The sequence below is a fragment of the Flavobacterium sp. genome (assembly GCF_024305175.1).
Taxonomy (GTDB): domain Bacteria; phylum Bacteroidota; class Bacteroidia; order Flavobacteriales; family Flavobacteriaceae; genus Flavobacterium.
On record NZ_JAMWYY010000002.1, the window covers coordinates 43,529 to 64,316 of the forward strand.

Below are 20,788 nucleotides of genomic sequence, written 5' to 3' on the forward strand. Positions count from 1 at the left end.
CGCTTTAATAGCCATGCGTTGCAACAGGTATTACTTTACATACCCTGCCAGTTGCTTAACCATTTGCTCTGCTGTTTTGTCATACTCCTTGCGGTATTTTTCCAGCAGCTCTTCTTTTGGGGTGTCTTTGCCTTTGGCGTGGCCTTCCCATAATACGGTTAATGATGCAAACGGTGGCAGCCCTATACCCAAAGCATTATAAAAATTGGCAGTATTGGCAATAATATGCTCTGCTCCATCGCTGTCGCCCGTTACTATAATACCTCCTGCTTTGCCTTGTAGTTTAGATGTATTGCCTTCCATAATTTCATCATGAAGCTCATCCATCCTTTCAATTACCATTTGCATCTGAGAAGAATGGTTGCCCCACCAAACCGGGGTTGCAAATACAATTATATCGGCTGACAGTACTTTTTCAAGTATGGCAGGCCATTCGTCCCCATCACCCATGTCAGAATAAGTACCGGGAAGAATAGTATGATTGACAAGCTTGATGATCTCGCTCTCAATATTTTGTTTTTTAAGATGCTCCGCAAAAAATTCACTAAGGGTTTCGGTATTGCTGTTGCCTTCTTTTTTAAGGGTTGCCAGTAGTATAACTGCTTTCATATCAAATGGTTATTTCGTTATCTTTCAAAGATAGCCAACTGTTTGTAAAGAAAATCTTAATATAAAGGTATTTATATCCTAATATTATTCGCGGTAACAAAATCAGGACATATTCGTTTATATCTTTGCTGACAGCAATTAACGGCACGTTTTGTGCTAAATATCAGTATCACTTTTAGGAAAGAACATATGTTTCGCTGGATATTATTTTTTGTTTTCGTTGTCTTGGTTGAGGTATATGCATTTCAGGCTATACGCACCGTAACAAGGCTGAGATGGGTGCTTTATGCCTACCAGATCATTTCTTTTATCATCATTATGTATATTGCCTACTCCTTTACGCAGTTTGACAGGAGTGTGGGGCAAAACAAGCAGACACTCTTTACATTCGGGTTGTTGCTGCTTACCTATGTGCCCAAAATGGTTATTGCCGTTGTAATGTTTGGTGAAGATATAGTGCGCTTTTTCTTCGGACTTATGCGCGAATTTCTGGGTAACAGCAATGAGTCGTTCCTTATCGAGAGGCGTAAGTTTGTGAGCCAGGCGGCGCTTGGCCTGGCAGCAATTCCGTTTGTATCATTGCTGTACGGAATGACAAAAGGTAAGTATAACTTCCAAGTAAGAAAAAAGACACTTTATTTTGCCGACCTGCCCGAGAGTTTTGACGGTATGACCATCACGCAGATATCGGATGTCCACAGCGGCAGCTTTGATAACCCCGATGAAATAAGCCATGCCATAGACCTTATCAATCAGCAAAAATCGGACATCATTCTTTTTACAGGCGATATAGTAAATACCCACGCCGAAGAAATGCACCCCTGGATAGAAACTTTTAAGCGTATTGAGAATCCGCCGCTTGGGAAATACTCTGTACTGGGCAACCATGATTATGGCGAGTATGTAACCTGGCCTACCAATAAAGATAAAGAAGATAACTTTAACGCTATTAAAGACCTGCACCGCCAGATAGACTTTAAGCTTCTTCTTAATGAGCATGTTAAGCTTGAAAGGGACGGCCAGCAAATAGCCCTTGTGGGTGTAGAGAACTGGGGGCATAACTTTAAAAAGGCAGGCGACCTGGGTAAAGCATCTGAAGGCTTAACGCCAAATGATTTTAAGATATTAATGAGCCACGACCCTTCGCATTGGGAAATGGAGGTAAAGCAAAGCCATAATAATTATCACCTTACCCTGAGCGGGCACACACACGGCTTACAGTTTGGTATAGAGATACCGGGGCTTATAAAATGGAGCCCTGTGCAGTATATATACAAGCAATGGGCAGGGCTTTATGAGCATGTGGGTCGGTATATATATGTTAATCGCGGTTTTGGCTTTCATGCCTACCCGGGTAGGGTGGGTATATGGCCCGAGATTACTGTGCTGGAACTAAAAAAAGGCGAAAAAATAGCGTAGGTTGATAAAATTGTTATATTTGTGTAGTTTTAATCGGAATACAAAAGCTTTTTGGTCGGTTTAAATTTAAATTTATGTCAAAATTCGGCGAATTAATCAACTCAAAGGTACCGGTCCTTATTGATTTTTACACAGAGTGGAACGAGCCTTCGGTTTCGATGCATCCTGTAATGCGCGACGTTGCCGCAGCGCTTGGCGACAGGGCGAAAGTGATAAAAATTGATGTGGACAAAAACCAGGAACTGGCCGATGCCCTAAGGATAAAAGGGCTTCCTACATTAATGATATACAAAGACGGGCAAATGGTATGGAGGCAATCGGGCGAGCTTGATGCCAATACTATTATTGCACTGGTACAGGAACAGCTTTAGTTTATCCTGTCAAAAACAAATCCTTTTTCTTTCAGGTATTTTATACTTTCCGGCAGGGCATGCCTAAGGTTAGGGTATGCTTTTTCGCTATCATGAAATATAATGATACTGCCTTCGCGCGTGTTCCTTATTACATTTTGCAGGCACTTTTCGGGCGTTATGTTCCTGTCAAAGTCGGCGCTTAGCACATCCCACATTATTATTCTGTAGCCCATACTGCGCACAGCTTTAGCCTGTGCTCCCTTCATTTTGCCGTATGGCGGCCTGAAAAGCTTTTCAGTGCCATTTGGATACAGCTTATCTATAATACTTTCTGTAGCTATCGTATTGTCAAGATATGTATCGTTTTTGGTATTCCACCCGTTAAGGTGGTTATAAGTATGGTTACCTATGGTGTGGCCTGCTGCAATTACTTTTTTAAATAGTTCAGGATGCTTTTCTATATTATTCCCGATACAAAAAAAAGTAGCCTTTATGTTATGCTCTGCAAGTACTTCAAGTACCCATTCTGTAACTTGCGGGGTAGGGCCGTCATCAAAAGTAAGGTATATCTTTTTTTCATGGTTGGGTATGCTCCATACAAAGCCGGAGAACCATTTTTTAATCAGCAGGTTTGTTTTTACCCAGTACATTTTCATAAGCCAAGCTAAAAAAGAATGCAGTACTAAAAAGTACTGCATCCAAATTTAATAATTCCTGTTTGATTGTTATTCGCTTTCGCGTTTAAAGCGTTCAAACATTTTGTTATACTTATTAAAATCTGCTTTTTCCTTATTATACATTTCCATATCGCCCTCTTCTTTCATGATAAGCAGCAGGCTCCTGTAGCGCTCAATATCGGTAATGATATCAATATGGTAATCGTTTTGCTCTGATATCTTTAAGCTGTTAAAGAAGGTAAGGCTTTGCTGGTATTTACCAATAAGCGTTTCAAGCAGTTTTCTTGCGGCTTGTTTATTACCTGTTTGGTAGTAGCCGGATGCAAATGGCTCCAGCAGGGTATAATAACCATAGTATTCTACAGGCATTTTTTCCATGGCAAGGTCTATTATCTTTTTTGCCTTGTCGTCTTTGCCTTCTTCAATAAGTTTTTCCATCAGCCTTGCAAGGTTGGTACGGTAGGTTATACTGTTCTTCCTTGTTTCAGGGTCATGATAAATATCGTGGCTGCCACTGTTACCCCAGTCCCATGACATTACAATGTCATACATCTTTTCGGTGTCAATGTAACCCATATCAAGCGGGCTTCCATCTTCCGGTATCGGAGAGCGGAAAGGTACCAGCTTAAACACAAGGCCATCCAGTTGCAGGTAATCTTTCATCCAAAGGTAATCGTCATCACCAAAGCTGCCTCCTGTAAAATAGATAGGGCGTTTCCAGTCGTTATTAGCCAGTATATCCAGCATCATAAGGCGGTTCTTGTAAAGTGCATCGCCTTTAATGTTTATATCGATATACGGCACTATAGAGTCATACATGGCAGGGTTAACCGATTTGCTTTTTATAACATTTTCACGGTTAACATTAAGCCTTATTTTGTTTGTCCTGTAGTAGTTTACACTGTGGCCGTTGTTCAGTTCTTTTTTGGTGCGCGGGTCGTCCGATTTTATAAAGTCAAGAAATTGCTTTATATCCCACCTTGCGTCTGTTTCCGGTATGTACAGCATGTAATCGCGTGTACCCTGCACATATTGGTCGTGCGTGAATGATATCGGCATAGGCTCGCTCTCATACGCCTTGCGCTTCATCTGGTCGATATACCAATCGGTCATGAACAAGCTGGTGTTAACAATGCGGATATCGGTACGGAAGCCCTCTACCTCCTGTGCATACCACAACGGGAAGGTGTCGTTATCGCCAATAGTAAAGAGTATGGCGTTTGGTTCGCATGATGAAAGGTAGGCTTTTGCCATTGCAAGTGCTGTGTAACGCCCTGAGCGGTCATGGTCATCCCAGTTTTGAGAACCCATAAGTACAGGCGCAGCCAAAAGGCATACTACTGTTACTAAAGGCGCAGCAACTTTTGCAGAAATATATTTTGAGATACCCTCAAATATGGCATAAACGCCGAAGCCAATCCAGATGCAGAACACAAAGAAAGAGCCTACAAGCGCATAATCCCTTTCGCGTGGTTCAAACGGACGCTCGTTAAGGTATATTTTAAGCGCAAGCCCGGTAAACAGGAACAGTACCAGCAATACATAAAAGCTCTTTAAATCTTTAAATGCATGGTAGCCTAAACCTATAAGCCCCAGTATAAGCGGCAGCATGTAGTACACATTACGGCCTTTGTTTTCTTTCTGGTCATCTGTAAGCTCATCCTGGTTGCCCAGCCTTATGCTGTCATAAGCTTTAATGCCGCTTATCCAGTTACCGTCAAGGTTGTCATAACGCCCCTGTATGTCATTCTGCCTTCCGGCGAAATTCCATAAAAAGTATCTCAGGTACATATAATCGAACTGGTACACGAACATATACTTCATGTTATCCATGAACGATGGCTTCTCTACAAGCAGGTACTGCCCGTAGGTAGTAAGGAATTTATTATAATCTTCTATATCTGCCTGCCCTGAGCGGAAAGCAGCCTTAAAGTTGCTTACTTCCTCTTCAAGTCCGCCCCTTATCTGGTTTACCGCCTGTGCATAATCTTCCGGGCTTAATACTTCCGGGTCAACGCCATACTGCATCAGTTCCCTGTCATAATCAATATTCGGGTCTATCCTGAAATCTAACGTGTTAGAGAAACGCATGTAGTTAGCGGCATGGTCGGCACTCCACATACGCGGCATAAAGCCTTTGTGGCGGTCATCCGTATTTTGCTTGGCGTTCTTGTAATTATTTACAATTACATACTTACCCGTTTTATAATCCCTCTGGTAGTTGGGCTTTTCATCTTCATACGGATTTACCGGGTCTAACCCTGCATAAGCATCAGAATACATTGGGCCATAGAAAAGCTTTTGCTCACCATACTGCTCCCTGTTGTAGTAGGCCAGTACCTCGGCAGCATCCGAAGGCTTGTTCTCATTAATAACCACGTTGGCGTTAGCCCTTATCGGCAGCATCATCCAGGTAGAAAAACCTATAAGGATGAACAGTATGCAAAGCAATAGGGTGTTATAAAAAGGTAACTGCTTTTTTTGTGTATATCGTAATCCGAAATAAAAGAAGGCTATGATAACAAGGGCTATAAATATGGTGCCCGAGTTGAATGGCAGCCCCATATTGTTTACCATGAATATTTCGGTTTTACCGAAAAGTGCCATTGTATAAGGCAATAAAAGCTTAAATATAAAAAGTAATATAGCTACAATAACCACATTGGCAATAAGGAAATTCTTTACAGTAACATCGCGGTAATTCTTAAAGAAGTAGATAAAGCCTATGGCAGGTATAGCAAGCAACGCCATAAAGTGCACACCGAACGAAAGTCCCGTTACCAGCGAAATGATAAGCAGCCACCTGTTGCCGCGCGGCGTGTGCATATCCTGCTCCCAGCGCAGGCCAAGCCAGAAAAGCAACGCGATGAATAATGATGCCATGGCATATACCTCTGCCTCTGTGGCATTAAACCAGAAGCTGTCAGAAAATGTAAAGGCAAGCGCACCTGTAGCCGCAGCGCCCAAAATAGCTGCTGCACTGTTATTATTAAATTCTGAAAAACGCTCTGTAATGGTGCGAAGCAATATAGTTAGCGACCAGAACAGGAACAATATGGTAAATGCACTGGAAACCACCGATACCATATTAACCATAAGTGCAACCGTATCCGGGCCTGTGGCAAACATGGCAAAGAAAGCACCCATCATCTGGAAAAGCGGCGCTCCCGGTGGGTGGCCCACTTCCAGTTTGGCGGCGGTTGCTATATATTCGCCGCAATCCCAAAAGCTAAGAGTAGGTTCAACGGTTACAGAATATACTATCAGTGCTATGGCAAAAACAGTCCAGCCAAGCACGGTATTCCATTTTTTAAAGTTGAATGTTACCATTTAAAATGATTTACAGTATGTGTATTTTAGTACTGCAAAGAAACTATTTTTTTGCGTAAGGTTTGGGTTCAGCGCTTTTTTTTATGCCTGCCTATTCATTTTTACGCCCAAACCGGCCGAACATTTTGTTGTAACGGTTAAATTCTTCCTTGTGTTCCTCATAAAAAGAAAGGTCGTTATTCTCTTTCATGATAAGGAGTAAGCTCCTGTAACTTTCTATATCGCGTATTATGGTATAAAACAGTTCATCCTGTAAAGGTGCCTTTAAGGATTTATAGTAAGTAAGGTTCTCTTGGTATTTCTGTACGAGTGTTGTCAACAGGTTCCTTGCTTTGGTTACATTACCGGTACGGTAATAGCCATCGGCAAAATCTTTATCCATAAAATAGCTGCGGTAGCGTGCTACAGGCATTTTTTCCAGGGCAAGGTCAATAACTTTTTCAGCCTTTTCTGGGTTGCCTTCTTCAATAAGCGTATCTGAAAGGCGTGCAAGATTTGCTTTATAGCTAACGCCGGTGCGCAATGTTTGCGGGTCGAGGTACACATCAGGGCTGTTGCTGTTGCCCCAGTCCCATTTCATTACAGTATCATACATTTTCTCCGAATGTACCCTGCCAAGCTCGAACGGGTTATCTTCCGGATTCTCTGTCTTTACCGGAACGAGCCTGTAGGCCATGCCTTCCAGTTGCAGGTAGTTGTCCATCCATGCAAAATAATCGTCTTCGGGGCTGCCCCCGGTAAAGTAGATAGGGCGCTCCCAGTTATTGTTGTTGATAATATCCAGCATGATAAGGTTGTGCTTGTACAATACATCCGGGAGGTCTATGTCTATATAAGGAACAATATCATCATAATAAGCCTCTAGTACTACCTTGTTTTTTATGATGGTTTGCTTGTTTACCGGAATGCGTATTTTGTTTGAAGGGTAGTAGTTTACCCTGTGCCCGTTTTGCAGCTCTACGGTAGCGCGTTCATCATCAAGCGATACAAACTCCATAAAGCTGGCAATACTCATCCTTTCATCTGTTTTTTTGTTGTAGAGCATGAAGTCGCGTGTGCCGTCCCTGTATTGGTCGTGCAGCAGCGTTATGGGCAAAGGGGTAGAATCATAAGCCTGGCGTTTCATCTGGTCTATATACCAGTCGGCAGGCAGGTACGTGGTGCATACCACCCTTACATCGGTACGGTAGTTTTCTATTTCCTGAGCATACCATAGGGGAAATGTGTCATTATCGCCAACAGTATATAAAATGGCATTTGGTGCGCAGGAATCAAGGCAGGCTTTTGCCATTGCCAGTGCGGTATAACGTTCGGAACGGTCATGGTCATCCCAGTTTTCACGTGCCATTAAAACGGGGCAGCTAAGCAGCGTAATGGCAAATACTGCAGGAATGGCAACTTTAGGCTTTATAAATTTACCTGCAAACTGTAATAATGCAAATACACCGAATCCTATCCAGATGGCGAAAACGTAGAAAGAGCCGACTAACACGTAATCCCTTTCGCGCACCTCAAAAGGGCTTTCGTTAAGGAATACTTTTATAGCAAGGCTGCAAAACAGGAACAGCACTAAGAGCACGTAAAAGCTCTTAGCGTCTTTACGGGCATGATACAACAACCCAACAGCCCCAAGCAGCAACGGGATAAAAAAATACGTATTCCTTCCTTCATTATTAAGCATATCGGGGGCAAGCTTTTCCTGGTTACCAAGCCTTAGCCCGTCTATGGCTTTTATACCGCTAATCCAGTTTCCGTTAAGTATATCGGCTTTGCCCTGAATATCGTTTTGCCTTCCGGCGAAGTTCCACATAAAGTAACGCCAGTACATATAGCCAAACTGGTAGCTGAACATATAGCTGATATTCTGTATCAGCGTAGGCTTGTCAATAATCAGGTAGCGGCTGTAGTTTTTAAGGAACGAGTCAAGTTCCTCATTACCTGCATCACCTTTGCGGTATGCGGTTTTAAACTCCTGTATAATATTATCAAGTTCATTCCTCAAACCTGCTGCGGCTATAGCAGTATCTTCAGGGCTGAGTTCGGCTACATTAATGCCATAATAGGGCAGTTCACTCTCAAAATCATAGTTTGGGTTAACCCTGAAATCAGGCGCACCGGCATAAGCCATATAATTGGCAGCATGCTTTTCTTTAGAGAGCCTCGGTAAAAATCCCTCATGGCTTCTGTCAAATTGCTGCTTTGCATTTTTATAGTTGTTTATTATAACATACTTTCCTGTTTTATAGTCCCTTTCATAGTTGGGCTTGGCATCTGTGTAGGGCATATCGGCATCAAGCCCGGCGTAGGCTTGTGTATACATTGGCCCATAAAATACTTTTTGCTCCGGGTATTGCTCACGGTTATAGTAAGCAAGCAGGTCGGCTGCATCTGTGGGCGGGTTTTCGTTAATGGTAATGCCCGAGTTTGCCCTTACCGGCAGCATCATCCACGATGAAAAGCCTATGAACATAAACAGCAGGCACAGTACAAGGGTGTTATACAACGGAAGCTGCTTTTTGCGGGTATATCTTAATGCGTACCAAAACAGCAAGCCTACTGCGAGGGACATAAATACCGTACCTGAATTGAACGGAAGCCCCATGCTGTTTACCATAAATATTTCGGCTTTTGCAAAAAGAGCCATAGTGTAGGGCAGGAGCATCATAAAAACAAACAACAGTATGCCTGTAACGGCTATGTTGGCAACAGCAAAATTTTTAAAAGTTATTTTTTCATAGTTTTTAAAATAATAAATAAGCCCTATTGCAGGTATGGTTAGCAATGCCAAAAAGTGCACCCCGAAAGAAAGCCCGGTAAGCATTGCTATCAGCAGCAGCCAGCGGTTGCCGTTTTGCGTGTGCATGGCTTCGCCCCAGCGCAGCCCTGCCCAAAAGAGCATGGCTATAAATAATGATGCCATAGCATATACTTCGGCTTCGGTGGCATTAAACCAAAAGCTGTCGGTAAAGATAAAAGTAAGGCAACCTGTTGCCGCACTGCCCAATATGGCTATACTGTTTTGCTTGTGTGTATTTTTTAATGCATTTATATTTTTGAGCAGGAGCGTAGAAGACCAGAACATAAACAATATGGTAAACGCGGATGAGAGTACCGAAACCATATTTACCATAAAGGCTATATTTTCCTGGCCTGATGCAAACATAGCAAAGAAAGCGCCAATAAGCTGGTATAACGGAGCGCCCGGCGGATGCCCCACCTGCAGCTTTGCAGAAGTGGAAATATACTCGCCGCTGTCCCAAAAACTAACGGTTGGTTCTACTGTAAGGGTGTAAACGGCAAGTGCTGTAAAAAATAATGTCCATCCCAGTATTGTATTCCATTTTTTAAAGTTGAAATGCTCCATAGGCTGTAAATTAACAGGTTAAGTTTGTCGTGAAAAAACATGGTTATTCTTACAGAACGCAAAAAAATATTTTTTAATATTTTTTTCTGCCAAAAATTTGCTTTAATAAATTTATGTGCTACATTTGCACCCGCAATGAGCAAGATTGGTCCATGGTGTAATGGTAACACTACTGATTTTGGTTCAGTCATTCTAGGTTCGAGTCCTAGTGGACCAACAAAAAACCTCTCAGGAAACTGAGAGGTTTTTTTGGTTTTAACAGGTAATTTATATCTTGAAAGTTACCACCGGTTTCATAGAGTGGTTAACTAAATCTTCGCTTATGCTGCCGTTAAAGAAGTGGGCAAGGCCCTGCCTTCCGTGGGTACACATACCTATCATGTCGGCATTAATGTGGTTGGCAAAATGCAGTATGCCTTTCTCTACATTTACATCATTATAAATGTGAAGGTCTACATTGTTTATGCTAAAGCCTGCTGCAAATTCCTGCATGGTTTTCATAGCGGCGTGGGTAGATTTAAAATCGTTTGGCGTGTTTATGTAAACAAGGTCAAGTTCCATATCAAAAGTGTTGGCGAAATCAACCACCTGGCTAAACGGTTTCCTTATTTCTTCAGAAAAATCAGAAGCAAAGACAAATTTTTGCGGGTTAAAATTGCCTTCATCTTTCTTGATTACCAACACAGGTATGTTAGATGTTCTTACTACTTTTTCTGTGTTAGAGCCAATAAACATTTCCCTGAAACCGCTTGCGCCATGAGACCCCATTACTATCAGGTCTATACTATGCTTTTTGCTTTGCTTTATAATTCCGTCAAAAGCCCTGTCAAACTGAATTGCTTCTACAACCGGTATGCCTTCAAGGTAAGGTGCGTTAAGCACTTCCTCAAAACGCTCACGTGTTTTTTCCATAAAAAACATAACCTCGGGCACACCTGCGCTGCTGCCTACGGCGTTGCTCTCGCCAATACCGTCGTCGCTAATGTGCGAAGGCAGTTCCAGCATGTGCAACAGGTATATTTCGCTGTTGTTTTTGCGTGCAATTTGTGCGGCAACTTTAAGTGCATGTTCGGCATGTTCAGAGAAGTCTGTAGGGACTAAAATTTTTTTCATAATGATTGGTATAGGTCTAATATTAACAAATTATGCGTGTACTTTTAACATTATAAAAGTAAGAATTAATTTTGCATTATACAATGATTTTCAAGATATAAAAAAAATTGCTATATTTGCGCCATTATTTCACAGAACAGTAAATAATGAGGGGGCGGAAGTCCCCTCTTTTTCATAAAAAATATGACATTTAAAGAGAAAGTAGGCAGCCTGTTGGATGAAGCGCTTAAAGAGCGCCCGGAGCTCTTTCTTATTGAGCTTAAGATAACCGAAGCCAATAAAATAATGGTAACGCTGGATGGTGATAATGGTGTTAACCTGCAGGATTGCATAGATGTTAGCCGTGCCATAGAGCATAACCTTGACAGGGAGGAGCAGGACTTTTCGCTTGAGGTGGCATCGGCGGGTGCAACAAGCCCGTTGCTAAACAAAAGGCAGTACAAAAAAAATATGGGGCGCACGCTTAAGGTAACCACCCAAAATGAAAAAATTGAGGCCGAGCTTACCGGTGCGACAGATGAGCATATAATACTGGAGTGGAAAGCCCGCGAACCTAAAAAGGTTGGAAAAGGCAAAGAAACCGTGCAAAAAAGAGCAGAAGTGCCTTACGGAGATATAAAGGAAGCAGTAGTTGTAATAAAATTTTAAAAAAACAAGATAGTTGGTATGGAGAATATCGCATTAATTGAATCGTTTTCTGAATTTAAGGATGATAAGCTAATAGATCGCGTTACCCTTATGGCGATACTGGAAGATGTTTTCAGGAACGCCTTAAAGAAGAAATACGGCTCTGACGATAATTTTGATATTATTATCAACCCTGATAAAGGTGATATGGAGATATGGAGGAACCGTATAGTGGTTGCCGATGGTGAGGTTGAAGACCCTAACCAGGAAATTTCGCTTTCTGAAGCCAGGAGGATAGAGCCCGATTTTGAAGTGGGTGAAGAGGTTTCGGAAGAAGTTAAGCTTATCCAGCTGGGCCGCAGGGCTATACTTGCACTGCGCCAAAATCTTATCTCTAAGATACACGAACACGATAATACCAACTTATACAAGCAGTTTAAAGACATAATTGGCGATATTTATACTGCTGAAGTGCACCATGTTCGGCCAAAAGCTGTAATTTTGGTGGATGATGACGGAAATGAAATAGTGCTTCCTAAAGAAAAACAGATACCATCTGATTTTTTCAGGAAAGGCGACAATGTGCGCGGCATTATAGAAAATGTAGAGCTTAAAGGCAACAAGCCGCAGATTATAATGAGCAGGACATCTGAAAAATTCCTTGAAAAATTGTTTGAGCAGGAAATACCGGAAGTGTTTGACGGCCTTATAACCGTTAAAAAAGTAGTAAGGATACCGGGTGAAAAAGCTAAAGTAGCCGTAGATTCTTATGATGACAGGATAGACCCTGTAGGTGCCTGTGTGGGTATGAAAGGATCGCGCATACACGGTATAGTGCGCGAGCTTGGTAACGAAAATATTGATGTTATAAATTATACTACTAACACGCAGCTGTATATTTCGCGTGCGCTTAGCCCTGCTAAAATATCATCTATAAAAATTGATGAAGAGAGCAAAAGGGCGGAGGTTTTCCTTAAGCTGGAAGAGGTTTCTAAAGCTATTGGACGCGGCGGACACAATATTAAGCTGGCAGGCCTGCTTACAGGTTATGAGCTTGATGTAATAAGGGAAGGTACGCCTGCAGAGGAGGAAGATGTTGAACTGACTGAATTCTCTGATGAAATTGAAGCATGGATAATTGATGAGTTTGCCAAAATAGGCCTTGATACTGCCCGCAGCGTGCTGAACCATGACGTTCAGGACCTTGTAAGGAGGACAGACCTTGAGGAAGAAACCATTATGGATGTTATCAGGATTTTGAGGGAAGAATTTGAAGAGTAGGTTTAATAAAAGACAACACACACAACGATAGAAGATAATATTAAAAGGATTTTATGTCTGAAGAAAGAGCAATAAGAATTAATAAAGTTTTAAGGGAATTAAATATTTCGCTGGACAGGGCTGTGGAATACCTTAAGGATAAGGGGTATTCTATAGAGGCGAGCCCTAATGCCAAGATTTCCGGTGAAGAACGCGATACCCTTTACCGTCAGTTTTCTGCTGATAAGGGTAAAAAAGAGGCTTCTCTTGAGGTGAGTGAAGAAAAGAGGAAGGAGAAAGAGGCGCTTCGCATGGAAAGGGAGCGTGAACTGGAAGAAAAAAGAAAGCAGGACGAAGAAAAGCAAAGGCAGGAAGTTATTAAGGCAAAAGCTTCTCTATCGGGACCTGTGGCAGTCGGCAAAATAGACTTAAATCCTAAAAAAGCTCAGGAACCTTCTTCAGACGCACCTGCAGCAACAGAACAGCCAAAAGCCGAAACACCTGTACCTGCAGAACAGCAGCCAAAAGCACCTGAACAGCCAAAAGCTGCAGAGCCAAAACCTGCAATAAATCCGAAACAGGAAGAACCTGCTAAGCAGGAGCCTAAAAAAGAAGAGCCTGCTATAAAACCACAGCCAAAAATTGTAGCACAGTCACCCGATGCTAAAAAGCAACAGGAGCCACAGCAGGAAGGCCAGCAGCCGCAGGACGATAAGATAGAAACGCAATACCAGAAGCTTTCCGGTACAACTTTTACAGGACAAAAAATAGACCTTTCTCAGTTTGACAGGCCTAAAAAGAAGAAAGAAGAGCCTAAGCGGGATGGTGCTAAAGGCAATGCTGGTAACCAGCAGGGCAACAATAATAATAAGAATAAAAGAAAACGTATTACCCCTAAACCTCAAGGTCAGGGTCAGCAAGGCCAGGGTGGCCAGCAGGGTAACAACAGGCCGGGCCAGGCTAACAGGCCGGGAGCTAATAAATTTACAAAGCGCCAAGCTATTGTGGCTAAAGTAGAGCCTACTGAAGAAGAGGTTAAAAACCAGATTCGCGAAACGCTTGAAAAGCTACAGGGTAAAACAACAAAATCTAAAGCTGCCAAATACCGCCGTGACAAGCGTGAGAGCCACCGTCAGCGTACTGACGATGAGCAGCGCATACTTACAGAGGGCAGCAAGACTCTTAAAGTAACAGAATTTGTTACAGTTGGAGAAATTGCTACCATGATGGATGTGCCAATTACCAAAGTAATATCGGTATGTATGTCTTTAGGTATCATGGTTACCATGAACCAAAGGCTGGATGCTGAAACGCTTACTATTGTGGCAGATGAGTTTGGCTTTGATGTAGAGTTTATTACCACTGATATTGAAGAGGCTAAAGAAGTGGTTGAAGACAGGGAGGAAGACCTTGAGCCACGTGCACCTATAGTTACGGTTATGGGACACGTTGACCACGGTAAAACCTCGTTACTTGACTACATTCGTGAAGAAAACGTAATTGCAGGAGAATCCGGAGGTATAACCCAGCACATTGGTGCCTATGGGGTAATGCTTGAAAACGGACAGAAAATAACATTTCTTGATACACCGGGCCACGAGGCGTTTACCGCTATGCGTGCGCGTGGTGCACAGGTAACCGATATTGCTATTATTGTTATTGCTGCGGATGATGATATAATGCCGCAGACTAAAGAAGCAATAAACCATGCACAGGCAGCCGGCGTGCCTATCATATTTGCTATTAACAAAGTAGATAAGCCGACAGCAAACCCTGAAAAGATTAAAGAAAGACTTGCCGGTATGAACTTACTGGTAGAAGACTGGGGCGGTAAAATACAATCGCACGACATATCTGCAAAAACAGGTATGGGGGTTAATGAGCTACTTGAAAAAGTATTGCTTGAGGCCGAAATACTAGACCTTAAAGCCAACCCTGAAAAAGCGGCTGTTGGTACGGTTGTAGAGGCGTTTCTTGATAAAGGCCGTGGTTATGTATCTACAGTGCTGGTGCAGGGCGGTACCCTAAGGGTAGGCGATTATGTACTTGCAGGTAAGCACCACGGTAAGGTTAAGGCAATGCACGACGAGCGTGGTCATAATATTAAAGAAGCAGGACCATCTACACCTATATCTGTACTTGGTCTTGACGGTGCCCCAACAGCAGGTGACAAGTTTGGTGTATATGAAGACGAGAAGGAAGCAAAACAAATTGCAGCCAAACGTACACAGCTTATCCGCGAACAATCGGTGCGTACACAAAGGCATATAACACTTGCCGAGATAGGCAGGAGGATTGCACTTGGCCAGTTTAAAGAGCTTAACATTATCCTTAAAGGTGATGTGGATGGTTCGGTAGAGGCATTATCAGACTCATTCTCTAAGCTTTCTACAGAAGAAATCCAGATCAACATAATCCACAAAGGTGTTGGAGCAATAACTGAAAGTGATGTATTGCTTGCCTCGGCATCAGATGCTATCATCATCGGCTTTAATGTGCGCCCTATGGCAAGTGCCAAATCGCTTGCAGAAAAAGAAGAAATCGACATCAGGAACTACTCAATCATCTATGATGCTATTGATGATGTTAAGGATGCGATGGAGGGTATGCTTTCGCCTGAACTTAAAGAAGAGGTTACAGGTACTGCCGAAGTGCGTGAGATATTCAAGATTTCTAAAGTGGGAACCATTGCAGGATGTATGGTTACCGATGGCAAGATATTCAGGAACTCTAAGATAAGGCTTATACGCGATGGTGTGGTTATTTACACAGGTGAACTTGCCACGCTTAAACGTTTTAAAGACGATGTTAAGGAAGTTTCTAAAGGATACGACTGCGGTATGCAGATCAAGAACTATAACGACCTGCAACAGCTTGATGTAATTGAAGCATTCCAGGAAGTAGAAGTAAAGAAAAAGCTTAAATAATAATTAAGTTTTTACTACAACAAAGCCCGCTTTTCAGCGGGCTTTGTTGTTATATATAGTTATTTATTCTATTTGTTTGGCTTAATTAAAAGCGCATACGGGAATCTCTCTTTTACTTTTACAAGCATCCTTTCGGCATCAATTCTTGAACTGAAGCTGCCTACCCATACTTTGTAAGTCGGGCTTTCGTAAACTATGGTGCCGTCTGTATCGGTAAATTCTCTTTTAAACTCTGACAGTGCTTTGCGTGCTTTGTCGTTTTCACCATAAAAAATCTGTATTTTATACTTGTCATTTATAGTTACCGATGCATTTATTTTTCTTTTTTCATTAAGCAGCTGTACAAATTTTTCATCCTGCGTTACTGTAACATCCTGCGCGTGCATATATCCGGACCCTGTTATTAGGAAAAGTGCCACAAATAAGTATCTTCCAAATTTTAATTTTCTCATAATGAATAGTGTTTGCTACAAAAGTACAACATATTGTTTTACCTGTATTCTTCGGGTTTATTTAGAATTGTTATAAATTGATTATTAACATTTATTTAAGGTTTGAGAATAATTCTTAAGTCGTATTTTTGTGGGAGTTTTTAAAAAACTATAACATTTTGTTGTGTATACATTAAAAACTGTACCAAAATAGTCGATAATCATTTTTAATATGAAAAAAGTGGGTAACCATACTTCGTTTTCAAGAATTATAATGTTCTGTCTGGCGTTCTCGCTATCCTTCTCCCTTTCAGTATTTGCACAGGATGCTCCTCCTGCCGACGCGGCGGTTGCTGCGCCTGCGGTTGCTGATGCCGGGGCTGATGCGGGTGCGGGAGATCCTGTAAAGGGTAAAGAGTTGTTTAACACGCTTTGTGCTGCCTGTCACAAGCTTGATGCTAAGGCTACAGGGCCTGCCCTAAGAAATGTTGCTGAAAAACATGACAGGGAGTGGCTGTATAGCTGGATAAAGAACAGTAGCGCTATGATTAAAGCGGGCGACCCTGTTGCTGTTAAGCTTTTTAATGAAAACAACCAATCGGTAATGACTGCGTTTCCGCAGTTGTCTAACCAGGACATAGATAATATTCTTGCTTATACTTCGCAGCCTGCTGAGGTTTCTGCGCCAACTCCTGTTCCAGGCGGTGTTCCTGTTGCATCTGACAACGGAATAAACAATGCGCTTATTTTAGGTGCTCTTGTTTTAGTGCTTGTGGTTCTTATTGTAATGCTTGCACTGGTTAATAAAACACTTAAAAAGGTTGCTGCTGCAAACGGTATTGAGGTTGAGAAGCCTGAGTCGTCAGTGTCATTATGGCAGGCTTATGCTAAAAACCAGTTTTTGGTTTTAGTTACTGCTATCCTGTTACTGCTTTCTGCTTCCTACTTCCTTTACGGTTACCTGATGCAGATTGGTGTAGACCAAGGGTATGAGCCAATACAGCCAATTCACTTCTCTCACAAGATACACGCCGGAGATAATGGTGTAGATTGTAAATACTGTCACTCTTCTGCAAGGGTAAGCAAGCACTCCGGTATACCATCACTTAATGTGTGTATGAACTGCCACAAAAACATTGCAGAATTCCAGGGAGATAAAGATTCAACTTATGTAGAGTATTCTAAAGAGTTCTACACTGCCGAGATACAAAAACTATATGATGCTGTTGGTTGGGATAAAGCCACCCAAACCTATACAGGCAAACAAAAGCCGGTAAAATGGGTAAGGATACACAACCTTCCGGATTTTGTTTACTTTAACCACGCTCAGCACGTTTCTGTAGCAGGTGTAGAGTGCCAAACATGCCACGGTCCTGTAGAAACATTTGAAATAATGAAGCAGCATTCTTCTCTTACAATGGGCTGGTGTATTAACTGCCACCGCGAAACAGATGTGAAGATAGAAGGTAATGCTTACTACGAAAAAATCCACGATGAGCTTGCCAAGAAATATGGCGTAACCAAGCTTACTGCTGCCAATATGGGCGGAACAGAATGTGGTAAATGTCACTATTAATCAATTTTAAAGAAGCTAATATCTATATATAACATGGCATCAAACAAAAAATACTGGCAAAGTGTTGAAGAACTGAAAGAAAACAGTTCTATTGTTGAGACGCTAAGAAACAATGAGTTTGTTGAGGAGATACCGACTGACGAATTTCTTGGTAACAAAGAAGCTTTGTCATCATCATCAACAAGCCGTCGTGACTTTTTAAAATATGTAGGGTTTAGTACTGCTGCAGCTTCGCTTGCAGCGTGTGAAGGCCCTGTTATTAAATCGATACCTTATGTTGTTCAGCCGGAAGAAATCATTCCGGGCGTAGCAGATTACTATGCTACTACTATGGCAGATGGTTTCGACTTTGCAAATATTGTTGTTAAGACCCGCGAGGGCAGGCCTATAAAAGTTGAAAACAACTATCTGGCAGGTGGCAAAATAAGGCCAAATGCCAGGGTATATGCGTCTGTACTTTCTTTATATGACAGTATGCGCCTTAAAGAGCCTATGATTAAGGGTAAGCCTGCATCATGGGAAGAGGTTGATGCCGAAGTGAAGAAAAGCCTTGATCAGGCTGCGGCTTCTGGCGGGCAGGTGGTTCTTTTAACAGGTACACTTGCAAGCCCTGCAACTGAAAAACTTATTGCTGAATTTGGTGCACGGTATGCCAACTTTAAGCATGTAATATATGATGCTGTTTCATGTACTACAGCGCTTGATGCCTTCCAGTCTGTTTATGGCGAAAGGGCTCTTGCTGATTATGATTTTGCTAAATCAGACCTTATCGTTTCTGTAGGTGCCGATATACTTGGCGACTGGCAGGGCGGTGGCTGCGATACCGGATATGCTGAAGGGCGTATACCTAAAAATGGTAAAATGTCAAGGCACATCCAGATGGAGGCAAACATGTCTTTATCGGGTGCTAATGCCGATAAGCGTATCCCGATGACGGTAACTGAGCAGAAGTATGCACTTGTAGAACTTTACAATGCAATTACAGGTTCTTCGGTTAGCACACCGGCATTTACTGCAAAAGCAGAAGTAGCCAAAGCGGCACAGCAGCTTAAATCGGCTGGTTCACGCGGTGTGGTTGTTACAGGTTTAGATGATACTGATGCACAACTATTAGTGCTTGCCATTAATAACGCACTTCAGTCGGCTGCATTTAACCCTGCAGGTGCACGCCTTATAAGAAAAGGTGATGCAAAGGCAGTTGCCCAGCTTGTAAATGACATGAAAGCAGGGTCGGTACATACACTTATTACAAGTGGTGTTAACCCAATGTACACGCTTGCCGACAGCGCAGCGTTTGCAGAAGGCCTTAAAAAAGTAAAAATGTCGGTAGCCTTCACTATGAAAGAAGATGAAACGGCTAGTCTTACTACTATAGCTGCTGCAGCCCCTCATTACCTTGAGTCTTGGGGAGATGTAAGTATAGCAAAAGGTTACTACAGCATCATGCAGCCTACAATCCGCCCGCTGTTTAAAACAAGGCAGCTTCAGGATTCGTTACTGGCATGGACGGGTAACCCGCAATCTTTCTACGACTATCTTAAAGTTACAGCTCCTGCTTATGCAGCAGGTAAAACATGGAACCAACTGGTGCATGATGGTGTTGCTGTAGCTGAAACTATAGCTCCTGCTGTAACTAACGGTGCTGACTTTAGCGGTGCGGCTTCTAAGCTTGCGCAAGCCAAAAAAGCAGGAGAGCTTGAACTTGTACTTTATACCAAAACAGGTATGGGAGACGGCCAGCAGGCAAGTAACCCATGGCTTCAGGAGTTCCCTGACCCAATAACAAGGGTATCTTGGGATAACTACCTTACTGTTTCAAAGGCTGATGCAGAAAGGCTGGGCCTTGAAAACTATAATGTAGCAAATGGCGGACTTAACGGAAGCTATGTTACTATAGAAGTTAATGGTAAAAAACTTGAAAAAGTCCCTGTAATTATACAGCCTGGTCAGGCTAAAGGCACAGTAGGCCTTGCGCTTGGTTACGGCCGCAAAGAGGCTATGAAGCCTGAAATGGTGGTAGGTGTAAATGCTTACACGCTGTATAATAACTTTAATGCTGTTCAGCCGGTTAAGATAACCAAAGAAAGCGGCGACCACGAATTTGCCTGCATACAGTTACAAAAAACACTGATGGGCAGGGGCGACATCATTAAAGAAACAACCCTTAAAGATTATAATACTAAAGATGCTGCTGAATGGAATGAAGTTCCTGTAGTATCATTAGACCATAAAGAAGTGCCTGCAGCTACTGTAGACCTTTGGGAATCTTTTGACAGGACAGTGGGCCACCACTTTAACCTATCGGTAGACCTTAACGCCTGTACAGGTTGTGGCGCGTGCGTTATTGCATGCCACGCCGAAAACAACGTTCCTGTTGTTGGTAAGAGCGAAGTAAGGAGAAGCCGTGATATGCACTGGCTGCGTATTGACAGGTACTACTCATCTGAAGATACATTTGCAGGTGATGTTGAAACTAAAGAAGCTGCAAGCGGATTACTTGATTCTATAGAAACTTTCAGGGAAATGGAAGACCCGGCAGAGAATCCGCAGGTTGCATTCCAGCCTGTATTCTGCCAGCACTGTAACCACGCGCCTTGCGAAACTGTTTGTCCTGTTGCGGCAACATCTCACGGCCGCCAGGGTCAAAACCACATGGCTTATAACCGTTGTGTAGGTACCCGTTACTGTGCAAACAACTGCCCTTATAAAGTGCGTCGTTTCAACTGGTTCTTATACAGCAAGAACGAGGAGTTTGACTACCACATGAATGACGATCTTGGCCGTATGGTACTTAACCCTGATGTTAACGTACGCTCGAGGGGTGTTATGGAGAAATGTTCTTTCTGTATCCAGATGACACAGGCTACCATACTTAACGCTAAGCGTGAAGGCCGCCCGGTAAGGAAAGATGAATTCTACACAGCATGTTCTGAGGCCTGCGGCTCCGGTGCAATGGTGTTTGGAGATGTAAACAATGAGGAAGATACAGTTGCACAGCTTCAGGAAAGCGACAGGATGTATCACCTGCTGGAACATATTGGCACTAAGCCTAATGTATTCTATCACGTTAAAGTGAGGAACACCTAATCAATTAGTTATTAA

Annotated in this window: 13 protein-coding genes and 1 tRNA gene; 8 read left to right on the forward strand and 6 right to left on the reverse strand. The window is 42.5% G+C overall.

The window, feature by feature from the left end; all coding sequences use genetic code 11:
* Positions 1-30 precede the first annotated feature (30 nt).
* Positions 31-609, reverse strand: coding sequence for a flavodoxin family protein (locus Q0K96_RS00795; RefSeq protein WP_297332128.1), 579 nt, complete (start codon positions 607-609; stop codon positions 31-33).
* A gap of 189 nt (positions 610-798) precedes the next feature.
* Between Q0K96_RS00795 and Q0K96_RS00800 the strand changes: the two genes are divergently transcribed.
* Together Q0K96_RS00800 and Q0K96_RS00805 are read left to right on the forward strand one after the other, a co-directional pair.
* On the forward strand, positions 799-2,028 hold the full coding sequence (locus Q0K96_RS00800) for a metallophosphoesterase (protein WP_297332129.1): 1,230 nt from the start codon (positions 799-801) through the stop codon (positions 2,026-2,028).
* A 74-nt stretch (positions 2,029-2,102) separates the two neighbouring features.
* The gene (locus Q0K96_RS00805) at positions 2,103-2,399 is read left to right on the forward strand and encodes a thioredoxin family protein (protein WP_297332130.1); all 297 of its coding nucleotides are present in this window, start codon (positions 2,103-2,105) and stop codon (positions 2,397-2,399) included.
* On the opposite strand, the gene Q0K96_RS00810 is transcribed toward Q0K96_RS00805, so the two are convergent.
* The 3 genes from Q0K96_RS00810 to Q0K96_RS00820 all read right to left on the reverse strand — a co-directional run bounded on the left by Q0K96_RS00810 (position 2,396) and on the right by Q0K96_RS00820 (position 9,752).
* Positions 2,396-3,037: a polysaccharide deacetylase family protein gene (locus tag Q0K96_RS00810; protein ID WP_297332131.1), complete on the reverse strand. Its 642-nt coding sequence runs from the start codon at positions 3,035-3,037 to the stop codon at positions 2,396-2,398. The two genes, Q0K96_RS00805 and Q0K96_RS00810, sit on opposite strands and share 4 nt — an antisense overlap.
* Before the next feature lie 69 nt (positions 3,038-3,106).
* Positions 3,107-6,388 carry a DUF2723 domain-containing protein gene (locus tag Q0K96_RS00815; protein WP_297332132.1) on the reverse strand — a complete coding sequence of 1,094 codons (3,282 nt, stop codon included), beginning with the start codon at positions 6,386-6,388 and terminating at the stop codon, positions 3,107-3,109.
* 91 nt (positions 6,389-6,479) lie between these two features.
* Positions 6,480-9,752, reverse strand: a complete 3,273-nt coding sequence (locus tag Q0K96_RS00820; RefSeq protein ID WP_297332133.1) for a DUF2723 domain-containing protein — start codon at positions 9,750-9,752, stop codon at positions 6,480-6,482.
* Positions 9,753-9,898: 146 nt separating this feature from the next.
* On the opposite strand from Q0K96_RS00820, the gene Q0K96_RS00825 reads away from it, so the two are divergent.
* Positions 9,899-9,969 (forward strand) — tRNA-Gln (locus Q0K96_RS00825).
* A gap of 50 nt (positions 9,970-10,019) precedes the next feature.
* On the opposite strand, the gene Q0K96_RS00830 is transcribed toward Q0K96_RS00825, so the two are convergent.
* Positions 10,020-10,865 carry a universal stress protein gene (locus tag Q0K96_RS00830; RefSeq protein WP_297332134.1) on the reverse strand — a complete coding sequence of 282 codons (846 nt, stop codon included), beginning with the start codon at positions 10,863-10,865 and terminating at the stop codon, positions 10,020-10,022.
* A gap of 183 nt (positions 10,866-11,048) precedes the next feature.
* On the opposite strand from Q0K96_RS00830, the gene rimP reads away from it, so the two are divergent.
* The 3 genes from rimP to infB are packed head-to-tail and all read left to right on the forward strand — an operon-like array spanning position 11,049 to position 15,679.
* Positions 11,049-11,513, forward strand: coding sequence for a ribosome assembly cofactor RimP (gene rimP, locus Q0K96_RS00835; RefSeq protein WP_297332135.1), 465 nt, complete (start codon positions 11,049-11,051; stop codon positions 11,511-11,513).
* 18 nt (positions 11,514-11,531) lie between these two features.
* On the forward strand, positions 11,532-12,773 hold the full coding sequence (gene nusA, locus Q0K96_RS00840; protein WP_297332136.1) for a transcription termination factor NusA: 1,242 nt from the start codon (positions 11,532-11,534) through the stop codon (positions 12,771-12,773).
* Between the two features lie 53 nt (positions 12,774-12,826).
* Positions 12,827-15,679: a translation initiation factor IF-2 gene (gene infB / locus Q0K96_RS00845; protein WP_297332137.1), complete on the forward strand. Its 2,853-nt coding sequence runs from the start codon at positions 12,827-12,829 to the stop codon at positions 15,677-15,679.
* A gap of 68 nt (positions 15,680-15,747) precedes the next feature.
* On the opposite strand, the gene Q0K96_RS00850 is transcribed toward infB, so the two are convergent.
* Positions 15,748-16,131 carry an SPOR domain-containing protein gene (locus tag Q0K96_RS00850; protein ID WP_297332138.1) on the reverse strand — a complete coding sequence of 128 codons (384 nt, stop codon included), beginning with the start codon at positions 16,129-16,131 and terminating at the stop codon, positions 15,748-15,750.
* Positions 16,132-16,342: 211 nt separating this feature from the next.
* Between Q0K96_RS00850 and Q0K96_RS00855 the strand changes: the two genes are divergently transcribed.
* Together Q0K96_RS00855 and Q0K96_RS00860 are read left to right on the forward strand one after the other, a co-directional pair.
* Complete coding sequence (locus tag Q0K96_RS00855) at positions 16,343-17,686, forward strand: c-type cytochrome (RefSeq protein ID WP_297332139.1); 1,344 nt, start codon at positions 16,343-16,345, stop codon at positions 17,684-17,686.
* A 33-nt stretch (positions 17,687-17,719) separates the two neighbouring features.
* Positions 17,720-20,773 carry a TAT-variant-translocated molybdopterin oxidoreductase gene (locus tag Q0K96_RS00860; RefSeq protein WP_297332140.1) on the forward strand — a complete coding sequence of 1,018 codons (3,054 nt, stop codon included), beginning with the start codon at positions 17,720-17,722 and terminating at the stop codon, positions 20,771-20,773.
* Positions 20,774-20,788 lie beyond the last annotated feature (15 nt).

What these genes read in the sequence shown, in the direction of transcription:
- Q0K96_RS00795 (WP_297332128.1), bottom strand. Translation starts at nt 609, where the DNA reads ATGAAAGCAGTTATACTACTGGCAACCCTTAAAAAAGAAGGCAACAGC.
- Q0K96_RS00800 (WP_297332129.1), top strand. Translation starts at nt 799, where the DNA reads ATGTTTCGCTGGATATTATTTTTTGTTTTCGTTGTCTTGGTTGAGGTA.
- Q0K96_RS00805 (WP_297332130.1), top strand. Translation starts at nt 2,103, where the DNA reads ATGTCAAAATTCGGCGAATTAATCAACTCAAAGGTACCGGTCCTTATT.
- Q0K96_RS00810 (WP_297332131.1), bottom strand. Translation starts at nt 3,037, where the DNA reads ATGAAAATGTACTGGGTAAAAACAAACCTGCTGATTAAAAAATGGTTC.
- Q0K96_RS00815 (WP_297332132.1), bottom strand. Translation starts at nt 6,388, where the DNA reads ATGGTAACATTCAACTTTAAAAAATGGAATACCGTGCTTGGCTGGACT.
- Q0K96_RS00820 (WP_297332133.1), bottom strand. Translation starts at nt 9,752, where the DNA reads ATGGAGCATTTCAACTTTAAAAAATGGAATACAATACTGGGATGGACA.
- Q0K96_RS00830 (WP_297332134.1), bottom strand. Translation starts at nt 10,865, where the DNA reads ATGAAAAAAATTTTAGTCCCTACAGACTTCTCTGAACATGCCGAACAT.
- rimP (WP_297332135.1), top strand. Translation starts at nt 11,049, where the DNA reads ATGACATTTAAAGAGAAAGTAGGCAGCCTGTTGGATGAAGCGCTTAAA.
- nusA (WP_297332136.1), top strand. Translation starts at nt 11,532, where the DNA reads ATGGAGAATATCGCATTAATTGAATCGTTTTCTGAATTTAAGGATGAT.
- infB (WP_297332137.1), top strand. Translation starts at nt 12,827, where the DNA reads ATGTCTGAAGAAAGAGCAATAAGAATTAATAAAGTTTTAAGGGAATTA.
- Q0K96_RS00850 (WP_297332138.1), bottom strand. Translation starts at nt 16,131, where the DNA reads ATGAGAAAATTAAAATTTGGAAGATACTTATTTGTGGCACTTTTCCTA.
- Q0K96_RS00855 (WP_297332139.1), top strand. Translation starts at nt 16,343, where the DNA reads ATGAAAAAAGTGGGTAACCATACTTCGTTTTCAAGAATTATAATGTTC.
- Q0K96_RS00860 (WP_297332140.1), top strand. Translation starts at nt 17,720, where the DNA reads ATGGCATCAAACAAAAAATACTGGCAAAGTGTTGAAGAACTGAAAGAA.